The sequence below is a fragment of the Burkholderia sp. ZZQ-2 genome, from assembly GCF_050768715.1.
Taxonomy (GTDB): Bacteria; Pseudomonadota; Gammaproteobacteria; order Burkholderiales; family Burkholderiaceae; genus Burkholderia; species Burkholderia cepacia.
This window is the reverse complement of record NZ_LDVA01000246.1, coordinates 1-25,502: the sequence shown is the minus strand read 5'-3', so window position 1 is coordinate 25,502 and position 25,502 is coordinate 1. Positions and strand designations below refer to the sequence as shown.

Sequence of the window (25,502 nt, the reverse complement as noted above, 5' to 3'; positions counted from 1 at the left end):
AACCATGATGTGGAATACCGATATTTCCCGGTGAGATTTTTTTATTCATTGATCGAATTCTTGCGCATTACGATTGGATGAAACTTCCCGTCAATCCGTCGCAAGGAATCGAATCGCATGCAAGCTTTCAGCGGATCGTCTCTAACCGCGCCGCCCGTCGCCGACCACAAGGAACACGTGATCGACGCGATGCGCGGCTTCGCGGCGCTGCTCGTCGCCTATTTCCACTGCCGGCAGGTCGTCTGGGTCGGCATGCAGAGCTTCCATCACGCTTACGGCCATGCGCTCACCCCGGGCGCGATCGCCGGCTACCTGACCTTTCCGTTCGCGTGGGGCTCCGCCGGCGTGCCGATCTTCTTCGTGATCAGCGGCTACTGCATCCACCGCAACGCGGCGCTCAAGCTCGCGGCCGATCCAGCGTACCGGCTCGACGCGCCGAACTTCTGGATGCGCCGGTTCGCGCGCATCTACCCGGTGCTGCTAGCCGCACTGCTGTTCACGCTCGCGCTCGACTCGGTCAGCCTGCAGATCGAGCCCGTCAGCCACAAGATCCGCGATGTCGGCCTCGTCGCGTTCCTCGTGAACCTGTTCTCGCTGCAGGGCGTCGCCGGCTACACGTACGGGTCGAACGGCGCGCTGTGGACGCTGTCGCTCGAAGTGCAGTTCTACGCGATCTACCCGCTGCTGTTCGCGGTACGCCGGCGCATCGGCATGCCGGCGGTCGTGGCCGCGGTCGCGCTCGTCAACGTCGCGTCGGCGTGGCTGCTCGAACGGCACGACCTGCAGTTCTTCACGTCGTACTGGCTGTCCTGGACGATCGGCGCGTGGATCGCCGACGTGCGCGCACAGTCGCCGCGCGACGCGGCCGCCGTGCCGTCGCGCGCGTGGTACGGCGCGGCCGCCGTGCTGCTGGCCGCCGGCTGCGGCGCGTTCCATTTCGGCCAGTACGGCGCGTTCCAGCTCTGGTCGGCCGGCTTCGCGTGCTTCCTGTACCGCGCGCTCGCCCGCCCGCCGCGCACGACGCCGCCGTTGCGCGTGCTGAGCTGGTTCGGCGACTTCAGCTATTCGCTGTACCTGATTCACCTGCCGCTGTTCGTCTGCCTCGGCTCGGTGCTGTTCCATTCCGAACTGCAGTTGTCGATCTGGCCGTCGTTCGCGTTCATGGCCGCCGCGATCCCGGTCGCGTACCTGTTCTACCGGATGTTCGAACGGCCCGCGATGACGTGGTCGGCCAGCTTCAAGCCGTCCCGCCCCGCCCGCGTCGTCGCGCCGGCGCCCGAACGGGCCGCCTGATCCGGCCGGCCCGGGTTCCCGAGCCCCCGCGCGGCACCCCGCCGCACGGGGGCTTTATCGTGGCCTGAGCGCGTCGGCACGCCAGGTTGACCGGATGGGCTGGCCTCCGGCGTCGGGCCGCGCCACGACCCGCCTGGGCCGTCCTCGGCCGGCTTTCGCTGCGCGGGGTGCCCTGGGTACCGTCTTTCTCGCGTTGCCTTCTCGCACCGCCTTCTCGCACCGCCTTCTCGCACCGCCTTCTCGCACCGCCTTCTCGCACCGCCTTCTCACGTCGCCCTATCCCACTGCCGTCTCGCATCGCCCGCCGTCCCCCCAACGGCGATCGTGCAAGCACGCGCCCGCCACGCTACGCAACGACCTGCCCGCCACTCGCCCGACCAGGCCCCGCGCTGAAAAGCAAAGCCCTCACGCAGCGCATTGCCGCGTGAGGGCTCGTTCCGGGGGGCGGCTCGCGCCGGCTACTGCCTTTTCGCCTTCGCGGCCTTCGCCGTATCCGCGAGAATCTTCTCGACCCGCTCCACGTAGGTTTCGGTGCCGAACCGGCGCACCGCCGTCGCACGCCCGCTCGCGACGAGCCGCTCGCGCAGCGCACCGTCGCGCTTCAGCGTATCCAGCGCCTCGGCCAGCGCGGCCGCATCGCCCGGCGCGCAGAGCAGCCCGTTGTCGCCGTCCTCGATGATCTCGACGACGCCGCCCGCGCGGGCCGCGACGACCGGCCGGCGCGCGAGCATCCCCTCGACGATCACGCGCCCGAACGGCTCGGGCGTGATCGACGTATGCGCGACGACGTCGACCGCCGTCATGCATGCGGCCACGTCGCGCTGGAACCCGAGGAAATGCACGCGCTCGCCCATCCCGTGCCGGGCGACGAATTCGTGCAGCTGCGCCGCGTAATCGTCCTCGCCGAACAGCGGCGCGCCGACCAGCACCACGTGCATGTCGGGATGCCGCGCGGCGGCCTCCAGCAGCACGTGCTGCCCCTTCCAGTGCGCGAGGCGGCTGAACGAGCCGACGAGCCATGCGTGCTCGGGCAACCCCAGCCGCGCGCGCAGCGCGGCCTGGCTGACGCCTTCCAGCGCATCGAACGGCTCGGCCGAAATGCCGTTGAACACGACGTCGACGTGCTGCGGCGTGAAGCCCGTCAGCGCGCGGAACGCCTGCGCGGACGCGTCGGAGTTCGCGATCACGCGCGTGACGCCGAGCCGCGCGCAGTATTTGATCGCCAGCAACTGCTTGCTGCCGAAATGGTCGGTGCTGACGATGTCGCGCAGGTGCCACACCACCGGCTTGCGCGCGAGCCGCCCGGCCAGCGCGGCGACCACCATCGCGCGCTGCGTGTTCGCGTAGATCACCTCGGCGCGGCGCGCGCGCCGCGCCACATCGCGCACGAGCCGCACGAGCTGCTTCACCGCGCCGACCGACACGCCGCCCTGCTTGCGCACGCCCGCGAGCGCGCCCTGGTCGACCACGTCGACACGCGCGCCGATCTCGTCGAGCGCCGCACGGAACGGGCCGTCGTCGAACAGCAGCACGTCGGCGTTCGCGCGCATGTGCTTCATGATCTCGAGCAGCGACAGCTCGGCGCCGCCAAGCACGCCGCTCTGGTCGAGCACGAGCGTCGCCGGGCCGCGCGCGGCCGGCAGCGGCGCGACGGCCGTACCGCGCTGTGCGGTCGAGCCGGGCAGCGCGGCTTCCACGTAGTCGAGAAAGCGCCGCCGGAACGTATCGGCGGAAAACCGCTCCGCGTTCGCGCGGCATGCGTCCGGCGTGAAGCGCTGCGGCGCGCGCTCGAAATCGTCGACGGCCGCGACGATCGCATGCGGCGTCTGTTCGTCGAAGAAGAGCCCGGTCGGATTCCGGTTCGATTGCGGGTCGAGCACGGTTTCGAGCGCGCCGCCCTTGCCGTACGCGATCACGGGCGTGCCGCACGCCTGCGCCTCGACGACCGAGATCCCGAAATCCTCCTCGGCCGCGAACACGAACGCCTTCGCGCGCCGCATCCGGTCGTGCAGCACCGCGAACGGCTGGTAGCCCATGATCTCGACGTTCGGGCCGGCTTTCGCGCGGATCTTCTGCATCTCGGGGCCGTCGCCGATCACGACGAGCTTGCGCTCGGGCGTCTTCGAGAACGCCTCGACGATCAGGTCGATCTTCTTGTAAGGCACCATCCGCGACGCGGTCAGGTAGAAATCGTCCTTCTCCGCGTTCAGCGAAAACGCGTCGACGTCGACCGGCGGGAAGATCACCGCCGCGTCGCGGTGGTAGACCTTCCTGATGCGCCGCGCGATGAACGCGGAGTTCGCGACGAAACCGTCCACCGCGTTCGCGGTGCGCGTATCCCAGTTGCGGATGTAGTGCAGGATCATCCGCGCGAGCAGCGATTTCGGCCCGCGCGTGAGGTTCGACTGTTCCAGGTACTGGTGCTGCAGGTCCCACGCATAGCGGATCGGCGAATGCACGTAGCTGATGTGCATCTGGTCCGGCCCCGTCAGCACGCCCTTCGCGACCGCGTGGCTGCTCGATATCACCAGGTCGTACTCCGACACGTCGAGCTGCTCGATCGCGAGCGGCATCAGCGGCAGGTAGCTGCGGTACTTGGTGCGCGCGAACGGCAGCTTCTGGATGAACGACGTCGTCACCGGCTTGCCGCGCACGAACGCGCGGTCGTCGAGGAAGTCGACGAGGCTGAACAGGTCGGCGTCGGGAAAGCACGCGACGATCTGTTCGAGCACGCGCTCGGCGCCCGCGTAGGTGACGAGCCAGTCGTGGACGATCGCCACGCGCAGCGCGCGCGACGGTTGCCGCGCGCTGGCGCGCTCGCCCGGCACGGGCCGGCGCAGTGCGGCGACATCGCCGGCTTCGGCCGCGGCGGCATCGGCCGTGGCGAGATTCAACAAGGCGTGTTCCGCCAGATCGCGATTCATCAGTCGCTCCAAGAAGCCCTGCCATTGTTGGCGGGGAAGAAAGGAGCGCCGTCGACAAACGGCATTCCTAGGTTAGAGTGACCGGCATGATTCTTGTCTATCGCTACCGGGTGAAATCGCTCAGCGGTCTGCTTAACAAGCAGAGCCGAGCGGTGAACTACGTCTGGAACTTCTGCAACGACACGCAGAAGCACGCGCTCAAGTGGAGCAAGAGGTGGCCGACCGGCTTCGACCTGAACGTACTGACAACCGGCAGCAGCAAGGAGCTCGGCATTCACTCCGGCACGGTCAACGCAACGTGTGAGCAATACGCGAAGTCGCGCGACCACCACCGACGCCCGTACCTGCGCTATCGCGGCAGGAAATCGCTCGGCTGGGTGCCGCTGAAGGGGCGTGACCTGAAGCGTGAAGGAGATGCATTTCGCTTCGCCGGCAACACGTTCCGTGTGTTCAACAGTCGCCCGCTTCCCGAAGGCAAGATCAAGGATGGAACCAATTTCGCGCAGGATGCGCGCGGCAACTGGTTCCTGAACGTCGCGATCGAAGTACCCGAAGTTCCCGCGCGCCCGATCCGTTCCGGTGTCGGCATCGATCTCGGTCTGAAAGAATTCGCCACACTTTCGACCGGTGAGAAGCTTCCCAACGACCGGTTCGGTCGGCGCGCGGCGGAAAAGCTGGCGAAAGCGCAACGAGCACGCAAGCACAAGCGCCATATCGCGAAGCTGCACGGCAAGGTGGCAAATGCCCGCGCCGATTTCCAGTACAAGCTCGCGCTCGATCTGGTGCGGCGCTTCGACTACATCGCGGTCGGCAACGTGTCCGCCGCCAAACTCGCCAGGACCAGAATGGCAAAGAGCGTCTACGACGCATCCTGGTCGTCCTTCCGCAACAAGCTCCGTTACAAGGCGATGGCGCACGGGGTCACGTTCGAGGAAGTCGACGAAAGCGGTTCTACCCAGTCCTGTTCGTCGTGCGGATCGAAAGACAGCACGACGCGGCCGAAAGGTATCGCGGGACTGCGAATAAGAGAGTGGGCCTGCAGTGGTTGCGGTGTCGTGCATGATCGGGATACCAACGCTGCTCTGAACATTCTCCGATGCGGACGTGCATCGCCAGTTGTGGGAATCCGCTGCTTTCAAGCAACGGAAGACGTCAAGCGGTTCTCCTCGCATTGAGACGGACAAACAGGTCGCGCACGAGCGCGCGCAGCCCCGGCGTCATCGTGAGCGACCACGCGACGTTCAGCAGCAGCACGACCGCGCACATGCCGATCGACTCGACGAGCCCCGGCCATGCCTGCGCCAGAAACAGGCTCGCCAGCAGGAACGCGAGGTGCGCGAGCATGTCGAGCACGATCGCGCGCATCCGGATCGCCGACAGGTACAGCAGCACGCCGTAGTCGACGAACGCGCGCGCCGCGACGACCACCGCCGCGCCGATCAGCCCGAAGTGATGGATACCGAACCACAGGCCGCCGACGAAGAACGGCATCTGGACGAGCCCGGCAAAGGCCGCGCGGGACGGATTGACCTGCGACTGGATCAGGATGCGCGTGACGCTCGCCTGGCCGACGAGCCACACGCTGATCACCAGCACGCGGCCGACCGGCGCCGAATGCGCGGCGAGATCCGCGCCGACCCACAGCGTGAGGAACGGCGCGAGCGCGAAGATCGCGACGATGCCGACCGGCGTGAACACGCCGTTCAGGAATTCGAGCGACTGGCGCGCGAGCGTGTCCGCATGGTCGCGGCCGACCGCCGACAGGCGCGGGAACAGCGTGCGCACGAGCGCGTTCGGCAGCATGTTCAGGCGCGTGACGAGGTTCTGCGGCACCGTGTAGTAAGTGACGAACTTCGCGCCCATGCCGGCGCCGAGCATCACGCGGTCGAGCGTGTCGGCGATCATGCTCGTCGTGCTCGCGATCAGCATCCAGCCGCCGAAATTGAACAGCCCTTTCGCGGTGCCCCATTGCGGCGGATCGATGCGCCGGATCCCGAGCACCTTGATGCTGGCGTGGCCGAGCATCACCGCCGCGATCAGGCGCGCGACGACCGCCGCGGCGAGCACCGTCTGCAGGTTCGGCGCGATCCACCACGCGGCGCCGAGCGGCAGCAGCTGGAACAGGAACGTGCCGATCGTCTGGTTCGTGTTGAACACGCCGAAACGTTCGGCGCCGTTGATCGCGCCGGCGAACACCCACGACACGTTCGCCAGCGGAATCGCGAGCGCGAGCCACGGCAGCGCGAGATACACCTCGTGCTGCATCGCCGCCGACACCTTCGTGAAGTAGGCGGTGTAGATGAACGCGCCGAAATAGATCAGCAGCCCGCCCACGATGCCGGTGCCGAGGTTCAACCAGAACGCGCTCCAGAACACGCGCGCGCTTTCATCGCCGTTGCCGCTCGCGAGCGCCTTCGAGATGTGGTTCTGCGCGGCCATGCTCATCCCGAGATCGAGGATCCCGAAATAGCCGATCAGCGTCCACACGAGGCTGACGACGCCGTAACGTTCGACGCCGAGCGCGTGGATATACGCGGGCACCGTCACCAGCGACACGAAGGTCGGCAGGATCAGCCCGATGAAGTTGATCGAAACGTTCTTGAGTATGCCTTTGTCCATGCTTCTGCCTTGTGTGACGTCGTCCGTCACGGTTTCCAGCGATACATCAGCACCTTGCCGCGCGCGTCTTCCTCGACGAACACGAGGTACTCGCCGTTCTCGCGCCGGAACGCGCTGATGCCGAACGGCACGTCGACCCAGCCGGATGCCTTGCCGACCTCGGCGCCCGGGCTCATCACGCCCACTTCCTTGCCGGTTTCCTTGTCGTACACGTGGATCTTGCCGACCGGCTCCACCCCGAAGAGGTAGCGGCCCTCGGCCGTGATCCCGATCAGGTCGAAGATCGGCTTCGCGTCGAGCTGCCACGGCAGCGCGACCTGGTAGCGCACGACCGGCGAGCCCGTCGACCACTTGTCGAAGCGGACCAGCACACGGCCCACTTCCTTGTTGATGCCCGGCTGCGGCGGGGCATCGGCCGTGTAACCGGTCACGTACAGCGTGTCCGTCTGCGCGTCGTAGATCGAGCGGCGCAGCTGCGTGAACGGCTGCGGCATCGGATAGGTCGTGACCTTGTCGTATGAGTAGACCGGGTTGCCGGCCTTGTCGACGCCGCCGTACTGGAAGCGGTGGATGCCGCGCACGTCGCTCGTGCGCCAGATGTCGCCCTTCGCGTCGACCCACCAGCCCCAGCCGCCCGCCTTCGCCTTGCCGGTGGTATTGATCTCGAACTCGTCGGCATCGAGCCGGCCGTTGCCGTTCGCGTCGCGCCACAGCCAGTCGCCGCCCGGCGGCTTGTTCGGCACGTTGTCGACCGGCCGCGCGCGGCCCGCGATCAGACCGGACGGAATCGCGACTTCGCCGTCGCGCTTCGCGTCGAAGCGGTAGATCTTCAGGTGATCGGCGTACATGTCCGTCAGGTACAGGAACGTGCGGCCGTCGAGGCGCCGCGCGATCGGCATGCCGGGCCACTGGTCCGTATGGAACACGGGGTCGTCCGGATACTTGAAGCGGTTCGACAGGAAGCCGACGTATTTCCAGTCCTGGCCCGGCGGCTTCGACAGGTCGAGCTCGAAGCGCTTGTTGCCCGTGTACACGCTGTTCGGCCGCGCCGGGTCGAGCCATGCGCCGTCGACGAACAGCAGCCCCTGCACCTGCCAGCGCAGCTTGCCGTCAGGCGTATAGCTTTCGAGCACGGCGCCGAGCCCCGCACCGATCGTGTCGTGACGCGGCCCGATGCCGTTCATCGACACGTAAATGTTGCCCGCCCGGTCGACACCGACCCCCGTCAGCCCGTTGAAACGCTGCGGCCCGGGCCGGCCCGGCACCGGGCCCGCGAAGATGCCGCCGCGCTCGCCGAGCGTGCCCGACTGCGCATAACCCTTGCCGCCTTTCGAGAAGATCAGGATCTGCTGGCGCGGCCCGTTGTCCGCGACGAGCACGCGCCCTTTCGCGTCGACTGCCACGTCTACCGCGTCGGTGCCTTCCGGCAGCGCGGGGGCGTCGTCGAGCTTGCGGCCGTCGGCGCGCACGTGCGCGAGGTGCGCGGGCCCCTTGATCGTGTCCGTGAGCAGCCACAACGTGCCGTCGCCCGCGAGCGCGATGCGGCCCGGCTCGTGCGCGCTCCACGTGCCCTTCTGCTGCATCGTCTCCGCGTCGTACACGTCCACCGCGTCGCGCGTCGGATTCGTCGCGAACAGCGTCTTGTCGTCGGCCGCGAGGCCGCCGACTTCCGCCTTCTGCTCGCCCGTTTCCGAGCGCGCGGGCGCCGCCACCTCGTTCATCATCATGAAGCTCGCGGCCATCCGCGCGCGGCCGGCATCGGCACGCCCGCCAGGAGCCACCTGCGGCGCCGCGCGGAACGGCGCCGGCTGCTTCATGTCGCCGATCGTGCGGCGCGAGATGCCGAACCACTGCTTGCCCTTGTCCGGCCAGATGCCGGGCGACTGCAGGTGGCCGCGCTCGTTGCCGACACCGATCGCGACATACGCATATTTGCTGTTCACGGCGATCGCGCTGCCGCCGAGGTTGCCCCAGCCGTGCGTGCCGCCGGCGAAGCCGAGCATCTTTCCGTCCTGGTAGACGCTCGCTTCGGCGCCGCTCTCGTCCCATGGCGCATTCGTATACACCTTGCCTTCAGGCGTCACCGCGATCGCGCGGATGTCGATCTGCGTCCAGCTGCCGTCGCCATAGCCGAACGTATTGCCGATCCACGACGTCGTCGCGGGCAACACCGTTTCGGCCGGTACGGCGCTCGTCAGCAGCGTCGCGCATACCGTCATGCCTACCAGAATCAGACGTCGCAATGCGCTTCTCCAGACTTGATGCAAGAGCGACCGGCACCGCTGCCGGCGCACCCTGTCGCTAAATGGGTTTCAAACGTCGCGATGCAGGTTACAAGCAAAAATAATCACAAGAAATTTGGAAATATTTGGGGATGTTTCCGCCTGAAATATCGAACCGGAACAGACGCGCAAAGACACCCGAAAACGGCAATTACGACCGCGTTTCGCTTTCCAGTCTGTAGAAAATGCCGCTTTTCACCGCCTGGCGGGGCCTCCCGGGCGGCGACCGTTCATCCCCCGACCGAAATAACCGGCATTTGAATGTTTGTCGTCGGATAAATGACGCGCGTTTTTTTGCCGATTTCTTTTCCCTAGAATCGATTTCGATTCGATATTTCATTTAATGGCATGCATTACGTTCACGTTTACGCATCGGATGTGCGACTCGCCCCGGCTCAGGCCGCGCGTCGCGAAGGAGCGGCGCGATGACGGGCCTCTCGCGACCCGCGGCCCCCACCCCGCCGCCACACGGCCGCATCGTGCAGCTCGACGGGCTGCGCGCGATCGCGGTGGGCGCCGTGTTCCTGCAGCACGCGCTGAAGGCGCCGCTGTGGATGGGCGTCGACCTGTTCTTCGTGCTGAGCGGCCTGCTGATCACCGGCATCCTGCTCGATCGCAAGGCGCGCGGGCAGTCGTACTTCAGCCACTTCTACGCACGCCGCGTGCGCCGCATCCTGCCGCCGTACGTGTTGCTGCTGGTGGTGTCGACGATCCTGTTCGGTGCGGGCTGGCTGCCGCACTGGCCGTGGTTCGCGTTCTTCTCGACCAACATCGGGCTGTCGCTCGGCAGCATCGGCCACGACAGCCTGAACGTGCTGTGGTCGCTCGCGGTCGAGGAGCAGTTCTACATCTTCTGGCCGTTCGTCGTGCTGTGGTGCTCGGAGCGCGCGCTGCTGTGGATCGCCGCCGCGCTGATCGTCGCGGCCCCCGTGCTGCGCGCGATCGCGACGCCGTGGTTCGACTCGTTCTGGCCGATCTACTACCTGACGCCGTTCCGGATGGACCTGCTCGCCGCCGGCGCGCTGCTCGCGATCGTGCTGCGCCGCGACCGGCGCGCGCTGGAACCGTTCTATCCGCTCGCGATCGTCGGCGCCCTCGTGTCGCTCGCGATCCTCGGCTGGCTGCACCTGTCGTTCCCGCGTTTTCGCGCCGCGAACACGCCGCTGTCGAACGCCGCGCTCTACAGCATCTCGCTGCTGCTGTGCACGTCGATCGTCGTGATCGCGCTGCGCGGCCGCGGCCTCGTGCAGCGCGTGCTGACGAACCCGATGCTCGTCTACGTGGGCACCGTCAGCTACACCGTGTACCTGATCCACCTCAGCGTGCTGTACGCGCTGTGGCCGCTGCACCTGAACCGCTTCGTCACGGCCGCGCTGGCGCTCGCGATCACGCTCGCATACGCGACCCTGAGCTGGTACGGCTTCGAACGGCGCCTGACGCGCGGCCCCGCACGCCGTGCGCTGCCGGCCGCCGCCGGCACGACCGCCTGACTTTCACCCTCCATCGTTTCTACCAGGACAACGTCATGAGCCAAACTCGCAAGAAGGCCATCATCACCGGGATCTCGGGGCAAGACGGCGCCTACCTGACCAAGCTGCTGCTCGACAAGGGCTACGAGGTCACGGGCACCTACCGCCGCACCAGCTCGGTGAATTTCTGGCGCATCGCCGAGCTCGGCGTCGACACGCACCCGAACCTCACGCTCGTCGAACACGACCTGACCGACGCCGGCTCGAGCCTGCGCCTGCTCGAACGCACGCAGCCCGACGAGCTGTACAACCTCGCCGCGCAGAGCTTCGTCGGCGTGTCGTTCGACCAGCCGGCGACGACCGCCGAAGTGACCGGCCTGGGTCCGTTGAACCTGCTCGAGGCAATTCGCGTCGTGAGCCCGAAGACGCGCTTCTACCAGGCGTCGACGTCGGAGATGTTCGGCAAGGTGCAGTCGATCCCGCAGACGGAAGCGACTTCGTTCTATCCGCGCAGCCCGTACGGCGTCGCGAAGCTGTACGCGCACTGGATGACGGTGAACTATCGCGAGTCGTACGGCCTGTTCGGCAGCAGCGGCATCCTGTTCAACCACGAATCGCCGCTGCGCGGCCGCGAGTTCGTCACGCGCAAGATCACCGACACCATCGCGAAGATCAAGCTCGGCAAGGCGACCCGCCTCGAGCTCGGCAACCTCGACGCGAAGCGCGACTGGGGTTTTGCACTTGAATATGTCGAAGGCATGTGGCGCATGCTGCAGGCCGACGAACCCGACACCTACGTGCTCGCGACCAACCGCACCGAGACCGTGCGCGATTTCGTGCGGATGGCGTTCGCGGCGGCCGGCTACCAGATCGAATGGACCGGCAAGGGCGAACAGGAACGCGGCCTCGACGCGTCGAACGGCAACGTGCTCGTGGAAGTGAACCCGAAGTTCTATCGCCCTGCCGAGGTCGACCTGCTGATCGGCTGCGCCGACAAGGCCAGGTCCAAGCTCGGCTGGGAACCGAAGACGACGCTCGAACAACTTTGCCAGATGATGGTCGAAGCCGATTTGACGCGGAATCAACACCATGACACGTTCTGAAGCCGGACGCCCGTCGCGCCGTGCATTTGTCACCGGCCTGACGGGCTTCACGGGCCGCTACATGGCCGAGCGCCTGCAGGCGGCCGGCTATGAGGTCTGGGGCACGGTCGCGCCCGGCGCGGCGCGCCCCGACGATCCGGCCTTCGCACACTGCACGCTGCTGCCCGTCGACCTGCTCGACGCACAGGCGCTGCGCGCGGCGACCGCCGACGCCCGGCCCGATGCGGTCGTGCATCTCGCCGCGCGCGCGCATGTCGCGCAGGACGAGCCGTCGGAAACCTACGCGGTCAACATCGTCGGCACCCGCAACCTGCTGGCCGCGCTTGCGGGCCTCGACCGCCGCCCGTCGGCCGTGCTGCTCGCCAGCAGCGCGAACATCTACGGCAATTCGACCGCCGGCGTGCTCGACGAAACCGTCGCCCCCGCCCCGGCGAACGACTATGCGGTCAGCAAGCTCGCGATGGAATACGCGGCGAAACTGTGGGCCGACCGTCTGCCGATCGTGATCGCGCGGCCGTTCAACTACACGGGTGTCGGCCAGAGCGATGCGTACCTGCTGCCGAAGCTCGTCGCGCACTACGCGCGCAACGCCCCGCGGATCTCGCTCGGCAACCTCGACGTGAGCCGCGATTTCTCCGACGTGCGCGACGTGACGGCCGCGTACCTGAAGCTGGTCGAAGCCGCGCCGGCCGGCGAGACGTTCAACGTGTGCTCGGAGCGCGCGTATTCGCTGAAGGAAGTGCTGGCGATGCTGTCGCGTATCGCCGGATACGTGATCGACGTGACGATCGATCCGCGTTTCGTGCGGCACAACGAGGTGAAGAGCCTGTCCGGGTCGCGCGACAAGCTGCGGCGCGCGGTGGGCGAGCTGCCCGTCACGCCGCTCGACGACACGCTGCGGTGGATGGTGGAGGCGATGCGCAACGACACGCACGCCAACGCAGATCGCACCGGGTAAGCCGCGCGATTTCATCGGCACAAAAACGAAGGGCCGCTCGCTTGCGCGAACGGCCCTTCGTCCATCGTCACGTCGGATCACGTCACGACATGCGTGACGTGCCGCGCTCAGCCTTCCAGCCCGCGCGCGAGATCCTTGCGCAGGTCGCCCGCATCCTCGAGGCCCACCGACAGGCGGATCAGCCCTTCGCTGATCCCCGCTGCCGCGCGCGCCTCCGGCGTGATGCGGCCGTGCGTGGTGGTCGCCGGATGCGTGATGGTCGTACGCGTGTCGCCGAGGTTGCCGGTGATCGAGATCAGCTTCGTGTTGTCGATCACGCGCCATGCATTCGCGCGCTGCTGTTCGGGCGTGTCGCCCTTCAGTTCGAACGACAGGATCGCCCCGCCCGCCTTCTGCTGACGCTTCGCGAGCTCGTGCTGCGGGTGCGATTCGAGGCCCGGATGAAACACGCGCGCGACGGCCGGATGCGAATCGAGCCAGCGCGCGATCTCCAGCGCGTTCGCCGATTGCTTCTCGACGCGCAGCGACAGCGTCTCCATCCCCTTCAGCAGCACCCACGCGTTGAACGCCGACAGCGTCGGGCCCGCGCTGCGCACGAACGGGAACACCTTGCCCATGATGAATTCCTTCGAGCCGACCAGCGCGCCGCCAAGTACGCGGCCCTGGCCGTCGAGGAATTTCGTCGCCGAGTGCATCACGACATCCGCGCCGAGCTTCAGCGGCTGCTGCAGCACCGGGCTGCAGAAACAGTTGTCGACGACGAACAGCGCGTTCGATGCCTTCGCGATCTTGCCGATCGCCTCGATGTCGGCGAGTTCGGTCAGCGGGTTCGACGGCGTCTCGAGGAAGAACATCTTCGTTTCCGGACGCACGGCTTCCTTCCACGCGTTCAGGTCCGTCGGGTCGACGAAGGTCGTCGTAATTCCGAACTTGCTGAAGATCTGCGAGAACATCCCGAGCGTCGAGCCGAACAGGCTGCGCGAGCTGACCAGGTGGTCGCCCGCCTGCAGCGCGGACATCACGACCGACATGATCGCGGCCATCCCGGAGGCGGTCGCGATGCACGCCTCGCCGCCTTCGAGCGCCGCGAGGCGCTCCTGGAACATGGTGACGGTCGGGTTCGTGAAACGCGAATAGGTGAAATAGTCTTCCGAATTCGCGAAGCGCTCGGCCGCGTCGGCCGCGCTCTGGAAGCAGAAGCTCGACGTGAGGAACAGCGCTTCCGAGTGCTCGTTGAAGTCGCTGCGCAGCGTGCCCGCGCGCACGGCAAGCGTGTCGAAGTTGAGGGAGTCGTCCATGTTCCGTTTTCCGTATCCGATGGCCACGCGCATCGCGCAGGCCAGATCAAAACCAGGCCAAAAAACAAAAAGCCCGCTATGCGTCGGCATCAGCGGGCTTCGGTGCGGTACGACAGCGATCGACTCGGGCCGGTTGCCACCGGCCTTCGCTTTAGCTGTTTTGGGAAGTCGCCCCGCGTCCGCAAGCTGATATCAAATCGACGCAAGGCCACATCCTATCACGCCTCGATAAAAGCGTGCGCCGGTGTCACTCGACCGACAGTTGCAGGTTCATCTGCGAACGTTCGGTGTCGCCGGCCGTATCGCGATCGGCCTGCGACGCCGGCGTGAGGCGCGCGCGCTCGATCGCATCGAGATACTCGGGCGTCACGTCGCCGGTGATGTAGTTGCCGTCGAAGCACGACGCCTCGAAGCGTTCGAGCTTCGGGTTGATGTCGCGCACCGCGCGGCGCAGGTCGTCGACGTCCTGGTAGATGAGGTGGTCGGCGCCGATGATCTTCGCGACGTCTTCGTCGGTGCGGCCGTGTGCGACGAGCTCGCCGCGCGTCGGCATGTCGATGCCGTACACGTTCGGGAACTTCACGGGCGGCGCGGCCGACGCGAAGATCACCGACTTCGCGCCCGCATCGCGCGCCATCTGCACGATTTCATGCGAGGTCGTGCCGCGCACGATCGAATCGTCGACGATCAGCACGTTCTTGTCCTTGAACTCGATGCTCATCGCATTGAGCTTCTGGCGCACCGACTTCTTGCGCACGGCCTGGCCCGGCATGATGAAGGTGCGGCCGACGTAGCGGTTCTTGAAGAAGCCTTCGCGGTACTCGACGCCGAGCTTCGCGGCGACCTGCATCGCGGCCGGGCGCGACGAATCGGGAATCGGCATCACGACGTCGATCGGCACGTTCGGCAGTTCGCGCTTGATCTTCTCGGCGAGATAGTCGCCCATGCGCAGGCGCACGTTGTAGACCGGCACGCCGTCGAGGCACGAATCCGGACGCGCGAGGTACACGTATTCGAACATGCACGGGTTCAGCGTCGGGTTCTCCGCGCACTGCTGGCTGTGGAAGTTGCCGGCCTTGTCGATGAAGACCGCTTCGCCCGGCTCCAGGTCGCGCACGAATTCGAAACCGATGCCTTCGACCGCGACCGACTCCGACGCGACCATCCATTCGGTGCCGTGCTCGGTCTCGAGCTTGCCGATGCAGAGCGGGCGGATGCCGAACGGGTCGCGGAACGCGAGCAGGCCGTAGCCGGCGATCAGCGACACGATCGCATACGAACCCTGCAGGCGGCGATGCACGCCCGAGACGGCCTTGAACACCGAAGCCGGATCGAGCTCGAGGCCCGTGGTCGACAGTTGCAGCTCGTGCGCGAACACGTTGAGCAGCACTTCGCTGTCGGAATTGGTGTTGATGTGCCGGCGGTCGATCCGGAACATCTCGTCCTTCAGTTGCTGCCAGTTCGTCAGGTTGCCGTTGTGCGCGAGGATGATCCCGAACGGCGCGTTCACGTAGAACGGCTGCGCCTCGGCTTCGCTCGACGCCGAGCCGGCGGTCGGGTAGCGCACCTGGCCGATGCCGTAGGTGCCGGGCAGGCTGCGCATGTTGCGCGTGCGGAACACGTCGCGCACCATGCCGTTCGCCTTGTACATGTGGAAATTGCTGCCGTCCGCCGTCGCGATGCCCGCCGCGTCCTGACCGCGATGCTGCAGCAGCAGCAGGCTGTCATAGATCAGCTGGTTGACAGGGGATTGGGAGATAACGCCTACGATGCCGCACATGGCATGTCCTTCAGAATGACAAAATCGGTTCCGTCCTGCCCAGCCGCGTCGTCACACGCGTACGTACTGGGCCATGCCGTCGGGCAGGAGCTGCTTCAGCTCGTGCACGCCCTGTTCGGCGAAAGGACGCAATAGCGCATTGCGCCAGAAATCCTGTTTGGGCAGTTCGGTCAGCCCGGCCGCCGCGACCAGCAGCACCACCAGCACGCAGCCGCGGACGAGCCCGAACATCATGCCCAGCGAGCGGTCGACGCCGCCCAGGCCACTGGCCTGCGCGATCCGCGACAGCAGCGCGTTCGCGACGCCGGCGACCAGCACCACGCCGATCACGACCAACGCGAAAGCGATCACCCACTGCGTCAGCGCACCGCCCGGCCAGTTCGCCGGAATATACGGTACGACCAATCCGACGTAGCGGCCCGCGATCACGATCGCCGCGATCCAGCCGATCAGCCCGAAAATCTCGGACACGAAGCCGCGCCACGCACCGCGTAGCGCCGACAACACGATCACCGCCAATACAGCGTAGTCGAAAGCCGTCAGCATCGTGCGTTACTGCGTCAGACCGGCTTCGCGCACCTTCGCGATCGCGGCGGAAGCCGCCGCGCGATCCGCGAACGGGCCTGCACGCAACAGTGTAGCCGTGCTGCCATCCGACTGCTTGCGATGCTCGACATATGCGGGCACGCCCGCCGATTTCAACTTGGTGGCCCACGAACGGGCCGTCGCGTCATCCTTGAACGACCCGAGCTGCACCGCGAAGCGCGCACCGGCCGGCGACGACGGCGACGACGCGTCGCCGCTGTCCGGGCTCGCGGCGTCGGCATTCGCGACGGCCGCGGGTGCGGGCTTCGGCGCAGCCGGCTTCGCCGCGGGCGCAGCCGGTTTCGGCGCAGGCTTCGGCGGCGTCACGCTCGCCGTGGTCGTGGTATCGGGTTTCGCGGCCGGCTTGGCGGCATCCTTCGGCGCGGGCGCCGGTGCGGCCGCAACGGCCGTGTCGGATGCCGGCGGTTCGTCATGCGCGACGCCGGCCTGCACGTCGGACACATCGTCGTCGCGCGGCGCGACCGCCTGGTGCGCGGGCCGGTTCGGGATGTCGATCGCGATGTCGTCGGTGACCGGCTTCGGGTGCGAATCGAGCACCATCGGCAGCACGATCACCGCGGCGACGACGAGCGCGATCGCGCCGACGAGGCGACGGCGCGCGCGTTGCTTTTCTGGAAGGGTCGGATCGAGGAGCAGTGCGTCCGATTCCGGACGCTCGGTGCGGCGCGAGCGTCGCTCGACGCGTTCAGTGCGCTCCGTGCGCACGTTCCGGGAGGCCCCGGTGCGACCGCCGCGCCGCGGGGGCGCGTCGTCGTCTTTCTTGCCGAACGAGAAAATTCCCATGAATGGCTGAGTCCGAAACTGCCCGTCAGTCAGTGTTGCTGCGATTTACGGTAGGCCAGCACGCCGGCAACCGTATGGAAACTGCCGAAAACCACGATTCTATCATTCTCGGATGCTCTTTTTAGTGCATCGCGAAACGCTTCGGCGGGCGACGTGTAACGCGTGACGCTCGAATCGGGCCCGTCCTCCACGCCGGCCTTGCGCAGCGCGGCTTCGAGCTGCTCGGCGGTGGCCGCACGCGGCAGCGGCAGATCGGTCACGCACCAGTGGTCGATCTCGCCCTTCAGGTGCTGCAGCACGCCGTCGATGTCCTTGTCGTGCATCGCGCCGAACACCGCGTACGTGTACGGGAAGAAACCCATGTTGCCGAGGTTCTGCTCGAGCACGGCCGATGCATGCGGGTTGTGCGCGACGTCGAGCACGATCGCGGGCTTGCCGGGCAGCACCTGGAAGCGCCCCGGCAGCTCGACGTTCGCGAGGCCGAGCCGGATGTCCTGCGCCGACACCGGCAGCACCGGGCGCAGCGCCTCGAGCGCGGCGAGCGCGGCCGATGCATTGATCAGCTGATTCGCGCCGCGCAGCGCCGGGTACGCCAGCGCCGGATAGCGCTTCTCGCGACCGAGGTAGCTCCACTGCTGGCGCTCCGCGCCTGCCTGCGCCTCGTAGCGGAAATCGCGGCCGACGAGCCACAGGTCGGCGCCGATCGCTTCCGCGTGGTCGATCAGCGTTTGCGGCGCGGCCGGATCGCCGCAGATCGCCGGCTTGCCGGCACGGAAGATCCCGGCCTTCTCGAACGCGATTTTCTCGCGCGTGTCGCCGAGGTATTCGGTGTGGTCGATGTCGATGCTCGTGACGATCGCGCAATCGGTATCGATGATGTTGACCGCGTCGAGCCGGCCGCCGAGGCCGACCTCGAGGATCACCGCGTCCAGCCCGCGCGACGCGAACAGGTGCAGGATCGCGAGCGTCGTGAATTCGAAGTACGTGAGCGACACGGGCTCGGGCAACGACGTGCGTGCGGCTTCGACGGCCTCGAAGTGCGGCAGCAGTTCGTCATCGGTGACGTTCTGCCCGTTCACGCGCGCGCGCTCGTTGAATTCGAGCAGGTGCGGCGACGTGTGGCAGCCGACCTTGTAGCCCGCGCGCACGAGGATCGTCTCGAGGAACGCGCAGGTCGAGCCCTTGCCGTTCGTGCCGCCGACGGTAATGACGGGGCACGCGAATTCGAGCTGCAGCGCCGCCTTGACCTGCCCGATGCGGGTCAGGCCCATGTCGATGCCGACCGGGTGCGCGCGTTCGAGATGCGAAAGCCACGCGTCGAGAGTGGGAAAAGTGCTCATCGGTTCAAATCTGGATCGGTACCGCCACTACGCCAAAAAACGAAGCGCGTCGCCTGACGCGGAAGCCAGGCGACGCGCAGAGTTCACAACCTTGCGCCGGTCAAGCCAGCGCGTCGGCCGGCTGTCGCTGCAGCAGCGCGAGCAGTTGCGCGATCTCGTCGCGCATCTTGCGACGGTCGACGATCATGTCGATCGCGCCCGTCTTGATCAGGAATTCGGCGCGCTGGAAGCCTTCCGGCAGCTTCTCGCGGACCGTCTGCTCGATCACGCGCGGGCCGGCAAAGCCGATCAGCGCCTTCGGTTCGGCGATCACGACGTCGCCGAGGAATGCAAAGCTCGCCGACACGCCACCCATCGTCGGGTCGGTCAGCACCGAAATGAACGGCAGCTTCGCTTCGGCCAGCTTGGTCAGCATCGCGGTGGTTTTCGCCATCTGCATCAGCGACAGCAGGCTTTCCTGCATCCGTGCACCGCCCGATGCGGTGAAGCAGATGAACGGCACCTGCTGTTCAAGCGCGTTCTGCGCGCCGCGTGCGAAGCGCTCGCCGACCACCGAGCCCATCGAGCCGCCCATGAACGAGAACTCGAAGCAGGCCGCGACCACCGGCAGCGTGTGGATCGCACCGCCCATCACGACCATCGCGTCGGTCTCGCCCGTGTCGTCCATCGCTTCCTTCAGACGATCGGGGTACTTGCGGCTGTCCTTGAACTTCAGCGTGTCGACCGGCACGACTTCCTGACCGATTTCATAACGGCCTTCCGGATCGAGCAGCCCGTCGAGGCGCTCACGCGCACCGATGCGCATGTGGTGATCGCACTTCGGGCACACGTGCAGGTTCGCGTCCACGTCGTTGCGGTACAGCACGGCCTCGCAGGACGGGCACTTGACCCACAGGCCTTCCGGAATGCCCTTGCGGCTTTTCGGGTCGGTCTGCTTGATCTTCGGCGGCAACAGTTTGTCGAGCCAGCTCATCGTATGGTTTCCTGTTCCGTGGCGGGCCGGGCCGACCGGCCCGTTCCCGCTTCCTGTGTGTGTTTATCGCGCCGTCTTGCCCGCGCCGTCCAGGGCGGCGCGCAGCTCGGCAATGAAAGTCTTCAGCGCGGCGGCGGCACCCTCCGGCGCAGCGCTTTCGAGCAGTTGCACGAGGCGGCTGCCGATCACGACCGCGTCCGACACCTCGGCCACCGCGCGCGCCGTTTCGGCGTCGCGGATACCGAAGCCGACGCCGACCGGAACCGGCACGCGCGACTTGATGGCCGGGATTTTACCCGCAATACTCGAAACATCCAGATTTCCTGCGCCGGTCACGCCCTTGAGCGACACGTAATACACGTAGCCGCTCGCGATCTTGCCGACGTCGGCGATACGTTCGTCGGTCGACGTGGGCGCGAGCAGGAAGATCGGATCGATCTGCGCGGCGCGCATTTTCTCGGCGAACACGCCCGCCTCTTCCGGCGGATAGTCGACGACGAGCACGCCGTCGACACCGGCCGCCTGCGCTTCGGCCGCGAACGCGTCGACGCCCATCCGCTCGATCGGGTTCGCATAACCCATCAGCACGACAGGCGTTTTGGGGTCGGTTTCGCGAAAGCGCTTCACGTCGGCGAGCACGCTTTTCAGCGTGACGCCGCGCGCGAGCGCGCGTTCCGACGAGCGCTGGATCACGGGGCCGTCGGCCATCGGGTCCGAGAACGGCACGCCGAGTTCGATCACGTCCGCGCCGCCTTCGGCGAGCGCGTGCATGAATTCGACGGTTTTCGCGGGATCGGGATCGCCGGCCGTGATGAACGGGATCAGGCCCTTACGGCCTTGTTCGGCGAGCGCGGCGAAGGTTTGCTGAATACGGGACATGGCAATTTTTCCTCAATGCTTCGGCGAGGCGGCGGCGCGATTCACGCGCACGCCGGCACAGCGAGCGCGCTCACGCGCTCGTGCGCGATCGCACAATAGCTTTCGTTGATCTCGTAGCCGACGAAGTCGCGCCCCTGCCGTGCGCAGGCCACCGCGGTCGTGCCGCTGCCCATGAACGGATCGAGCACGCGGCCGCCCGGCGGGCAGCTTGCGAGCACCATCCGCTCGATGATTTCCAGCGGCTTCTGGGTCGGATGGTCGACGCGCTCCGCGTGCTGCCGGTGCAGGCGCGAGACCGACCAGACGTCCTTCGGGTTGTAGCCCATCTCCAGCCACTTGCTGCCTTCGAACAGCTTGCGCGAGCGGGCCTTCTTCGTGTCGGCGTCGTACGGGATGCGGACCGGATCGAGATCGAAGTAATACGCCCTGGAAACCGCGAAAAAGCCGATGTTGTCGTGCACCGACGTGAAACGGCGCGTCGTGCCGCCCATGCTCGGCACGCGCCGGTCCCAGATGATCTCGTTGACCATCGTGAGCTGCGTCTTCAGGAAACTGAAGATTTCCGGCGCGTACTGCCACGTGCAGAAGATGTACATCGACCCGCTCGGCTTCAGCTTCGGAATCGCGAGCTCGAGCCACTCGCGCGTCCACGCGAGAAAGTCGTCGCCCGAACGCTTGTCCGAGTCGTTGCCGTAGTCCTTGCCGAGCCCGTACGGCGGATCGGCGACGATCAGGTCGATCGACGCGTCCGGCAGGTGCGCGGCATCGGTCAGGAAATCGCGGTTGTGCAGTTCGATCCCGGACGGCAGCGCGCGCGGCACGGTGGCGGCGGGCTGAACCGCCCCCGCCTCGCTCGCGGCACCGCCGCCCGGTTCTTCGATCAGGTCACGCATCGGTCGGGGTCAGAGCTCGATGCCCGATCGCTCGGCGACCGTGTGCATGTCCTTGTCGCCACGGCCCGACAGGTTGACGAGCAGGATCTTGTCCTTCGGCAACGTCGGCGCGAGCTTCACGCCATATGCGATCGCGTGGCTCGACTCGAGCGCGGGAATGATCCCCTCGATCCGGCAGCAGTCGTGGAACGCCTTCAGCGCTTCCTCGTCGGTAATGCCGACGTACTGTGCGCGGCCGCTGTCCTTGAGCCATGCGTGCTCGGGGCCGACGCCCGGATAGTCGAGGCCCGCCGACACCGAATGCGTCTCGATGATCTGGCCGTTGTCGTCCTGCAGCAGATAGGTACGGTTGCCGTGCAGCACGCCCGGGCTGCCGGCGATCAGCGACGCCGCGTGATGCCCCGTGTCGAGGCCGTCGCCGGCCGCTTCGACGCCGATCAGCTGCACCGACGTGTCGTCGATGTACGGATAGAAGATGCCCATCGCGTTCGAGCCGCCGCCGACGCAGGCGATCACCGCGTCCGGCTGCCGGCCCGCGAGCTCGGGCATCTGCACCTTGCACTCGTCGCCAATCACGCGCTGGAAGTCGCGCACCATCATCGGGTACGGGTGCGGGCCCGCGACCGTGCCGATGATGTAGAACGTGCTCTCGATGTTCGTGACCCAGTCGCGCATCGCTTCGTTCAGCGCGTCCTTCAGCGTGCGCGAACCCGATTCGACCGGCACGACCGTCGCGCCAAGCAGCTTCATCCGGTAGACGTTCGCGGCCTGGCGGCGCACGTCTTCCGAGCCCATGTAGACGACACACTCCATCCCGAAGCGGGCGCAGATCGTCGCGGTCGCGACGCCGTGCTGGCCGGCGCCCGTCTCGGCGATCACGCGCTTCTTGCCCATGCGCTTCGCGAGCAGCGCCTGGCCGATCACGTTGTTGATCTTGTGCGCGCCCGTGTGGTTCAGGTCTTCGCGCTTCAGGTAGATCTGCGCGCCGCCGAGCGTCTCGCTCCAGCGCTGTGCGTGATAGATCGGCGACGGGCGACCGACGAAATGCTTCAGCTCGCGCTCGAATTCGGCGACGAAATCGGGATCGTTCTGGAATTTTTCATACGCCGCGCGCAGTTCGTCCAGCGCGTGAATCAGCGTCTCGGCGACGAACACGCCGCCATACGGGCCGAAGTGGCCGCGGTCATCAGGAAGGTTGTACATGGTGTCTCTCTCGATCGGTCGGGGCGCCCCGCTTTCGGGGCCGCGCCGGCTTGCATCACCCGGCGTCCGCTTCGCGCACCGCGCGTACGAACGCCGCCATCCGGGCGTGATCCTTCACGCCCTTCGCGCCCTCCACTTCGATGCCACTCGAGACATCGACAGCAAACGGGCGCAACTGGCGAATCGCATCACCGACGTTTTGCGCGCTCAAGCCACCACTCAAAACGGCCCGATGCGCGAGCTCTGCGGGAATAAGAGACCAATCGAAGACCTTGCCGCTACCGCCGTAATCCGGCACCAGGGTGTCGAACAGGAGGCCGCGCGCTTTCGAATAATGAAGTGCCGATTCTACCAAATCGGCCGGCTGCGTCGAGGGGCCGACGCGCACCGCGCGCAACCACGGCAGGCGTGCCGCGCGGCCGAGGGCGTCGCACTGCCCGGGCGTCTCGTCGCCATGGAACTGCAGCAGCGTGAGCGGCACGTCGCGCACGACGGCCTCGATCTCGGCTTCGGTCGCATTCACGAACAGCCCGACCACCGACACGAACGGCGGCGCGAGGCGCGCCAGCTCGGCCGCCTGCGCGATCGTCACCGCGCGCGGACTCTTCGGGTAGAACACGAGACCGATCGCGTCGGCGCCGAGCGCCGCCGCGTGCAGCACGTCCTCGGGACGCGACAGGCCGCACAGCTTGATGCGCGTGCGCGGCGGCAGGCCGGCCGCGGCGGGAGTCGAAGGAGACACGGCGTGATCCGTCATGGTTGAGGGTCCAGGTCGGCCCAGACGCTGCTCCACGGCACGCTGCCGAGCTGCGCGGGCGGGACGGCGAATTCCGCCGGGTAGCCGACGTGGGCGAGGTACAGCCCGTCGGCCATGAACGTGGGCGCCGCGAGATTACGGTCGCGCCCGGCCAGCACGTCGGCAAGCCAGTCGGCCGGATAGCGGCCGCGGCCGACCGCGACGAGGCAGCCCATCAGGTTGCGCACCATGTGGTGCAGGAACGCGTTGGCGCGGAACCGGAAATGAATGAAATGGCCCACGCGCCGCACGTCGATCTGGTACAGGTGTTTGACCGGCGTCTTCGACTGGCATTCCGACGACCGGAACGACGAGAAGTCGTGCTCGCCGATCAGGTGCGCGGCGGCGGCGCGCATCGCGTCGTCGTCGAGCGGCGTATGGATCCAGCCCGCGCGCCCCGCCAGCATCGGCGAGCGCACGGGATGCACGTACAGCGCGTAGTAATAGGTGCGCTCGAACGCCGAGAAACGCGCGTGAAACGTCTCCGGCATCGGCTTCGCCCATTGCACCGCTACGGTCGGCGGCAGGAACGCGTTGGTCCCGCGCACCCACGAGAACACCTCGCGATCCAGGTCGGTATCGAAATGCACGACCTGCCCGAGCCCGTGCACGCCCGTGTCGGTCCGCCCGGCCACCGTCGTATGCAGCGGCACGCGCGCGAACTCGGCCAGCGCGTGCTCGAGCCGATCCTGCACGGTCTTGCCGTGCGGCTGCGCCTGCCAGCCGCAGAACGCCGCGCCGTCGTACTGAATGCCGAGCGCGATCCGCATCACGCCTCGTCCGCCAGTTTCGCGAGCAGCGCACGCGCATCGTCGCGCGTCGCGGTGTCGTTCGCGTCGACCACTTCCTGCAGCAGCGTCCGTGCGCCGGACAGATCGCCCAGCTCGACGTATTCGGTCGCGAGGTCGAGCTTGTTGCGCGCGATGCGGGCGAGTTCGTTCGGCGTCAGCGCCGGCAACGCGGCGCCCGGCGTCGACGGCAGGTCCAGATCGAAGTCGAGCTTCAGTGCACCGAACTGCGCGCCGCCGAGCGGCGGCAGCGACGACGTCGCGAACGGGCTGCCCGCCTGGCCGGCAGGCGTCGCCGCGTCCGGATCCCAATCGAACTCGTCGTCCTGATCGGCCGGATGTTCGGGGGCCGGATCGATCGCGCCAATCGGAAGGCGCGAGTCGACTTGACCGTTAGTTGCGACTTTATCGGTGTCGGACTGCCTTGCCTGCGCGGCAGACTCGTCCGTCGCCAGCGACGGCTCGTCCTGCGTGCGCGGCGGCAGCGGCATGTCGAGGCTGTTGAGCGCGCTGATCGCGTTCTGCATCAGCGCCTCGTGCTGCGTTTCGGTGGCCGCAGGGGCGATCGGCGTCTCGGCAGGCTGTTCCGCGGGCTGTTCGGCAGCGATCTTCTCTACCGGCTCGGTATCGTGCGGAGCCGGAGCCGCCTCGCTCGCGGTCGGCACTACGGCGTGCACGGCCGGCAATTCGGGCTGCTCGTCATGCGTCGGCACCACTTCCGGCGCCGACGGCACATCCGCATCAGGCGTCTCGACCGTCTCCGCCGCTGCGGCAGTGGCCGCGGCAAGGCTCAAATCGGAAGCCGCGTCGCGTGCGACCGGCATCTCGGGCCGGATCGGCAGTTCCGGCTCGACGGACGGCGCGGCTTCGGCTTCTGCCGCCGCAGCCGCGGACCCGCCCGCGACGACCGCAGCAGCCGTCGCGCTCGTACCCGCATCACCCGTTTCTTCCGCGCGCCGGCCCTTCCGGCGCTTGCGCCACGCAAAACCTGCGGCGAGGACGATCACGGCCGCACCGGCCACCGCGGCCGGACGCCAGTCCATCTGCCCGGTACTGCGCGCAGGTGCCGCCACCGGCGCGGCCGATTGCGCGGGCGCCGATACCGATGCCGGCTGCGCTGCGCTGGCAGCAACGCCGGACGCGGCTTCACTTGCCGCCGGCGTGGCAGCGGATGCGCCCGTATCGTTCGCGGCCGGACGCGGTGCGACAGGTGCCGGCACGGGCGCCGGCGCGACCTCGTTCGTCGTGGCCGGCTTGCCGATGCCGTGCTTCTGCAACTCCATCAGCACGCGGTTCTTCAGCGCCAGCAGTTGCTGCAGGCTCGACGGCCGCGGCTGCGACGCGCCCGTGGCGGGCGCAGCCCCGGCCGGTTCGTTCATGCCCGAAACCTGGCTGCCCGCAACAGGCGGAAGCGCGGCACCGCTCGCGGACGACGGCACCGACTGGATCGCACCGCTCCACACATGCGGACCGCTTGCACCGGCAACGGGCGCCGCCGGCTGCACGCTTTCGACG

20 protein-coding genes are annotated in these 25,502 nt (G+C 67.2%); 5 read left to right on the top strand and 15 right to left on the bottom strand.

Annotation, left to right across the window (positions count from 1 at the left end; genetic code table 11):
* Positions 1–117: 117 nt before the first annotated feature.
* A complete protein-coding gene (locus tag ABY44_RS16665; RefSeq protein WP_059694032.1) occupies positions 118–1,293 on the top strand; it encodes an acyltransferase family protein in 1,176 nt (391 codons plus the stop codon).
* A gap of 458 nt (positions 1,294–1,751) precedes the next feature.
* Here the strand turns inward: ABY44_RS16665 and ABY44_RS16660 are convergent, their stop codons facing one another.
* Positions 1,752–4,217 carry a glycosyltransferase family 4 protein gene (locus tag ABY44_RS16660; protein ID WP_060173171.1) on the bottom strand — a complete coding sequence of 822 codons (2,466 nt, stop codon included), beginning with the start codon at positions 4,215–4,217 and terminating at the stop codon, positions 1,752–1,754.
* An 86-nt stretch (positions 4,218–4,303) separates the two neighbouring features.
* Here ABY44_RS16660 and ABY44_RS16655 point away from each other — a divergent pair, with 86 nt between their 5' ends.
* Positions 4,304–5,392, top strand: a complete 1,089-nt coding sequence (locus ABY44_RS16655; protein ID WP_060173232.1) for an RNA-guided endonuclease InsQ/TnpB family protein — start codon at positions 4,304–4,306, stop codon at positions 5,390–5,392.
* Here the strand turns inward: ABY44_RS16655 and ABY44_RS16650 are convergent.
* Both ABY44_RS16650 and ABY44_RS16645 read right to left on the bottom strand, forming a co-directional pair.
* Positions 5,370–6,836: a flippase gene (locus ABY44_RS16650; RefSeq protein ID WP_027791156.1), complete on the bottom strand. Its 1,467-nt coding sequence runs from the start codon at positions 6,834–6,836 to the stop codon at positions 5,370–5,372. The two genes, ABY44_RS16655 and ABY44_RS16650, sit on opposite strands and share 23 nt — an antisense overlap.
* A gap of 26 nt (positions 6,837–6,862) precedes the next feature.
* Positions 6,863–9,055, bottom strand: a complete 2,193-nt coding sequence (locus ABY44_RS16645; RefSeq protein WP_060173170.1) for a hypothetical protein — start codon at positions 9,053–9,055, stop codon at positions 6,863–6,865.
* 488 nt (positions 9,056–9,543) lie between these two features.
* Between ABY44_RS16645 and ABY44_RS16640 the strand changes: the two genes are divergently transcribed.
* The 3 genes from ABY44_RS16640 to ABY44_RS16630 are packed head-to-tail and all read left to right on the top strand — an operon-like array spanning position 9,544 to position 12,648.
* Positions 9,544–10,608, top strand: coding sequence for an acyltransferase family protein (locus tag ABY44_RS16640; protein ID WP_060173169.1), 1,065 nt, complete (start codon positions 9,544–9,546; stop codon positions 10,606–10,608).
* Positions 10,609–10,643: 35 nt separating this feature from the next.
* Positions 10,644–11,690 carry a GDP-mannose 4,6-dehydratase gene (gmd, locus tag ABY44_RS16635; protein ID WP_027791153.1) on the top strand — a complete coding sequence of 349 codons (1,047 nt, stop codon included), beginning with the start codon at positions 10,644–10,646 and terminating at the stop codon, positions 11,688–11,690.
* A complete protein-coding gene (locus ABY44_RS16630) occupies positions 11,677–12,648 on the top strand; it encodes an NAD-dependent epimerase/dehydratase family protein (protein WP_060173168.1) in 972 nt (323 codons plus the stop codon). Before gmd ends, ABY44_RS16630 begins: the two co-directional genes overlap by 14 nt.
* Before the next feature lie 107 nt (positions 12,649–12,755).
* Here the strand turns inward: ABY44_RS16630 and ABY44_RS16625 are convergent, their stop codons facing one another.
* From ABY44_RS16625 to ABY44_RS16570, 12 genes are all read right to left on the bottom strand, one after another.
* Positions 12,756–13,946 carry an O-succinylhomoserine sulfhydrylase gene (locus ABY44_RS16625; protein WP_027791151.1) on the bottom strand — a complete coding sequence of 397 codons (1,191 nt, stop codon included), beginning with the start codon at positions 13,944–13,946 and terminating at the stop codon, positions 12,756–12,758.
* Positions 13,947–14,193: 247 nt separating this feature from the next.
* Positions 14,194–15,726, bottom strand: coding sequence for an amidophosphoribosyltransferase (purF, locus tag ABY44_RS16620; RefSeq protein ID WP_027791150.1), 1,533 nt, complete (start codon positions 15,724–15,726; stop codon positions 14,194–14,196).
* 51 nt (positions 15,727–15,777) lie between these two features.
* Positions 15,778–16,272, bottom strand: a complete 495-nt coding sequence (locus ABY44_RS16615; RefSeq protein WP_006491262.1) for a CvpA family protein — start codon at positions 16,270–16,272, stop codon at positions 15,778–15,780.
* A 6-nt stretch (positions 16,273–16,278) separates the two neighbouring features.
* Positions 16,279–17,115, bottom strand: coding sequence for an SPOR domain-containing protein (locus ABY44_RS16610; RefSeq protein ID WP_059684345.1), 837 nt, complete (start codon positions 17,113–17,115; stop codon positions 16,279–16,281).
* A gap of 29 nt (positions 17,116–17,144) precedes the next feature.
* Positions 17,145–18,455: a bifunctional tetrahydrofolate synthase/dihydrofolate synthase gene (folC, locus tag ABY44_RS16605; RefSeq protein WP_060173167.1), complete on the bottom strand. Its 1,311-nt coding sequence runs from the start codon at positions 18,453–18,455 to the stop codon at positions 17,145–17,147.
* Positions 18,456–18,555: 100 nt separating this feature from the next.
* Complete coding sequence (gene accD, locus ABY44_RS16600; protein ID WP_021158729.1) at positions 18,556–19,428, bottom strand: acetyl-CoA carboxylase, carboxyltransferase subunit beta; 873 nt, start codon at positions 19,426–19,428, stop codon at positions 18,556–18,558.
* A gap of 63 nt (positions 19,429–19,491) precedes the next feature.
* Positions 19,492–20,307 carry a tryptophan synthase subunit alpha gene (gene trpA / locus ABY44_RS16595; protein WP_027791147.1) on the bottom strand — a complete coding sequence of 272 codons (816 nt, stop codon included), beginning with the start codon at positions 20,305–20,307 and terminating at the stop codon, positions 19,492–19,494.
* Positions 20,308–20,348: 41 nt separating this feature from the next.
* Complete coding sequence (locus tag ABY44_RS16590) at positions 20,349–21,200, bottom strand: DNA-methyltransferase (protein WP_060173166.1); 852 nt, start codon at positions 21,198–21,200, stop codon at positions 20,349–20,351.
* A 9-nt stretch (positions 21,201–21,209) separates the two neighbouring features.
* Positions 21,210–22,403 carry a tryptophan synthase subunit beta gene (trpB, locus tag ABY44_RS16585; RefSeq protein WP_027791145.1) on the bottom strand — a complete coding sequence of 398 codons (1,194 nt, stop codon included), beginning with the start codon at positions 22,401–22,403 and terminating at the stop codon, positions 21,210–21,212.
* A 55-nt stretch (positions 22,404–22,458) separates the two neighbouring features.
* Complete coding sequence (locus ABY44_RS16580) at positions 22,459–23,160, bottom strand: phosphoribosylanthranilate isomerase (RefSeq protein ID WP_027791144.1); 702 nt, start codon at positions 23,158–23,160, stop codon at positions 22,459–22,461.
* Complete coding sequence (gene truA / locus ABY44_RS16575; RefSeq protein ID WP_027791143.1) at positions 23,157–23,969, bottom strand: tRNA pseudouridine(38-40) synthase TruA; 813 nt, start codon at positions 23,967–23,969, stop codon at positions 23,157–23,159. The genes ABY44_RS16580 and truA overlap by 4 nt, the downstream gene beginning before the upstream one ends.
* Positions 23,969–25,502, bottom strand: a 1,534-nt coding sequence (locus ABY44_RS16570) for a FimV/HubP family polar landmark protein (RefSeq protein ID WP_431641412.1), incomplete at its 5' end; no start/stop codon positions are given. The genes truA and ABY44_RS16570, both read right to left, overlap by 1 nt.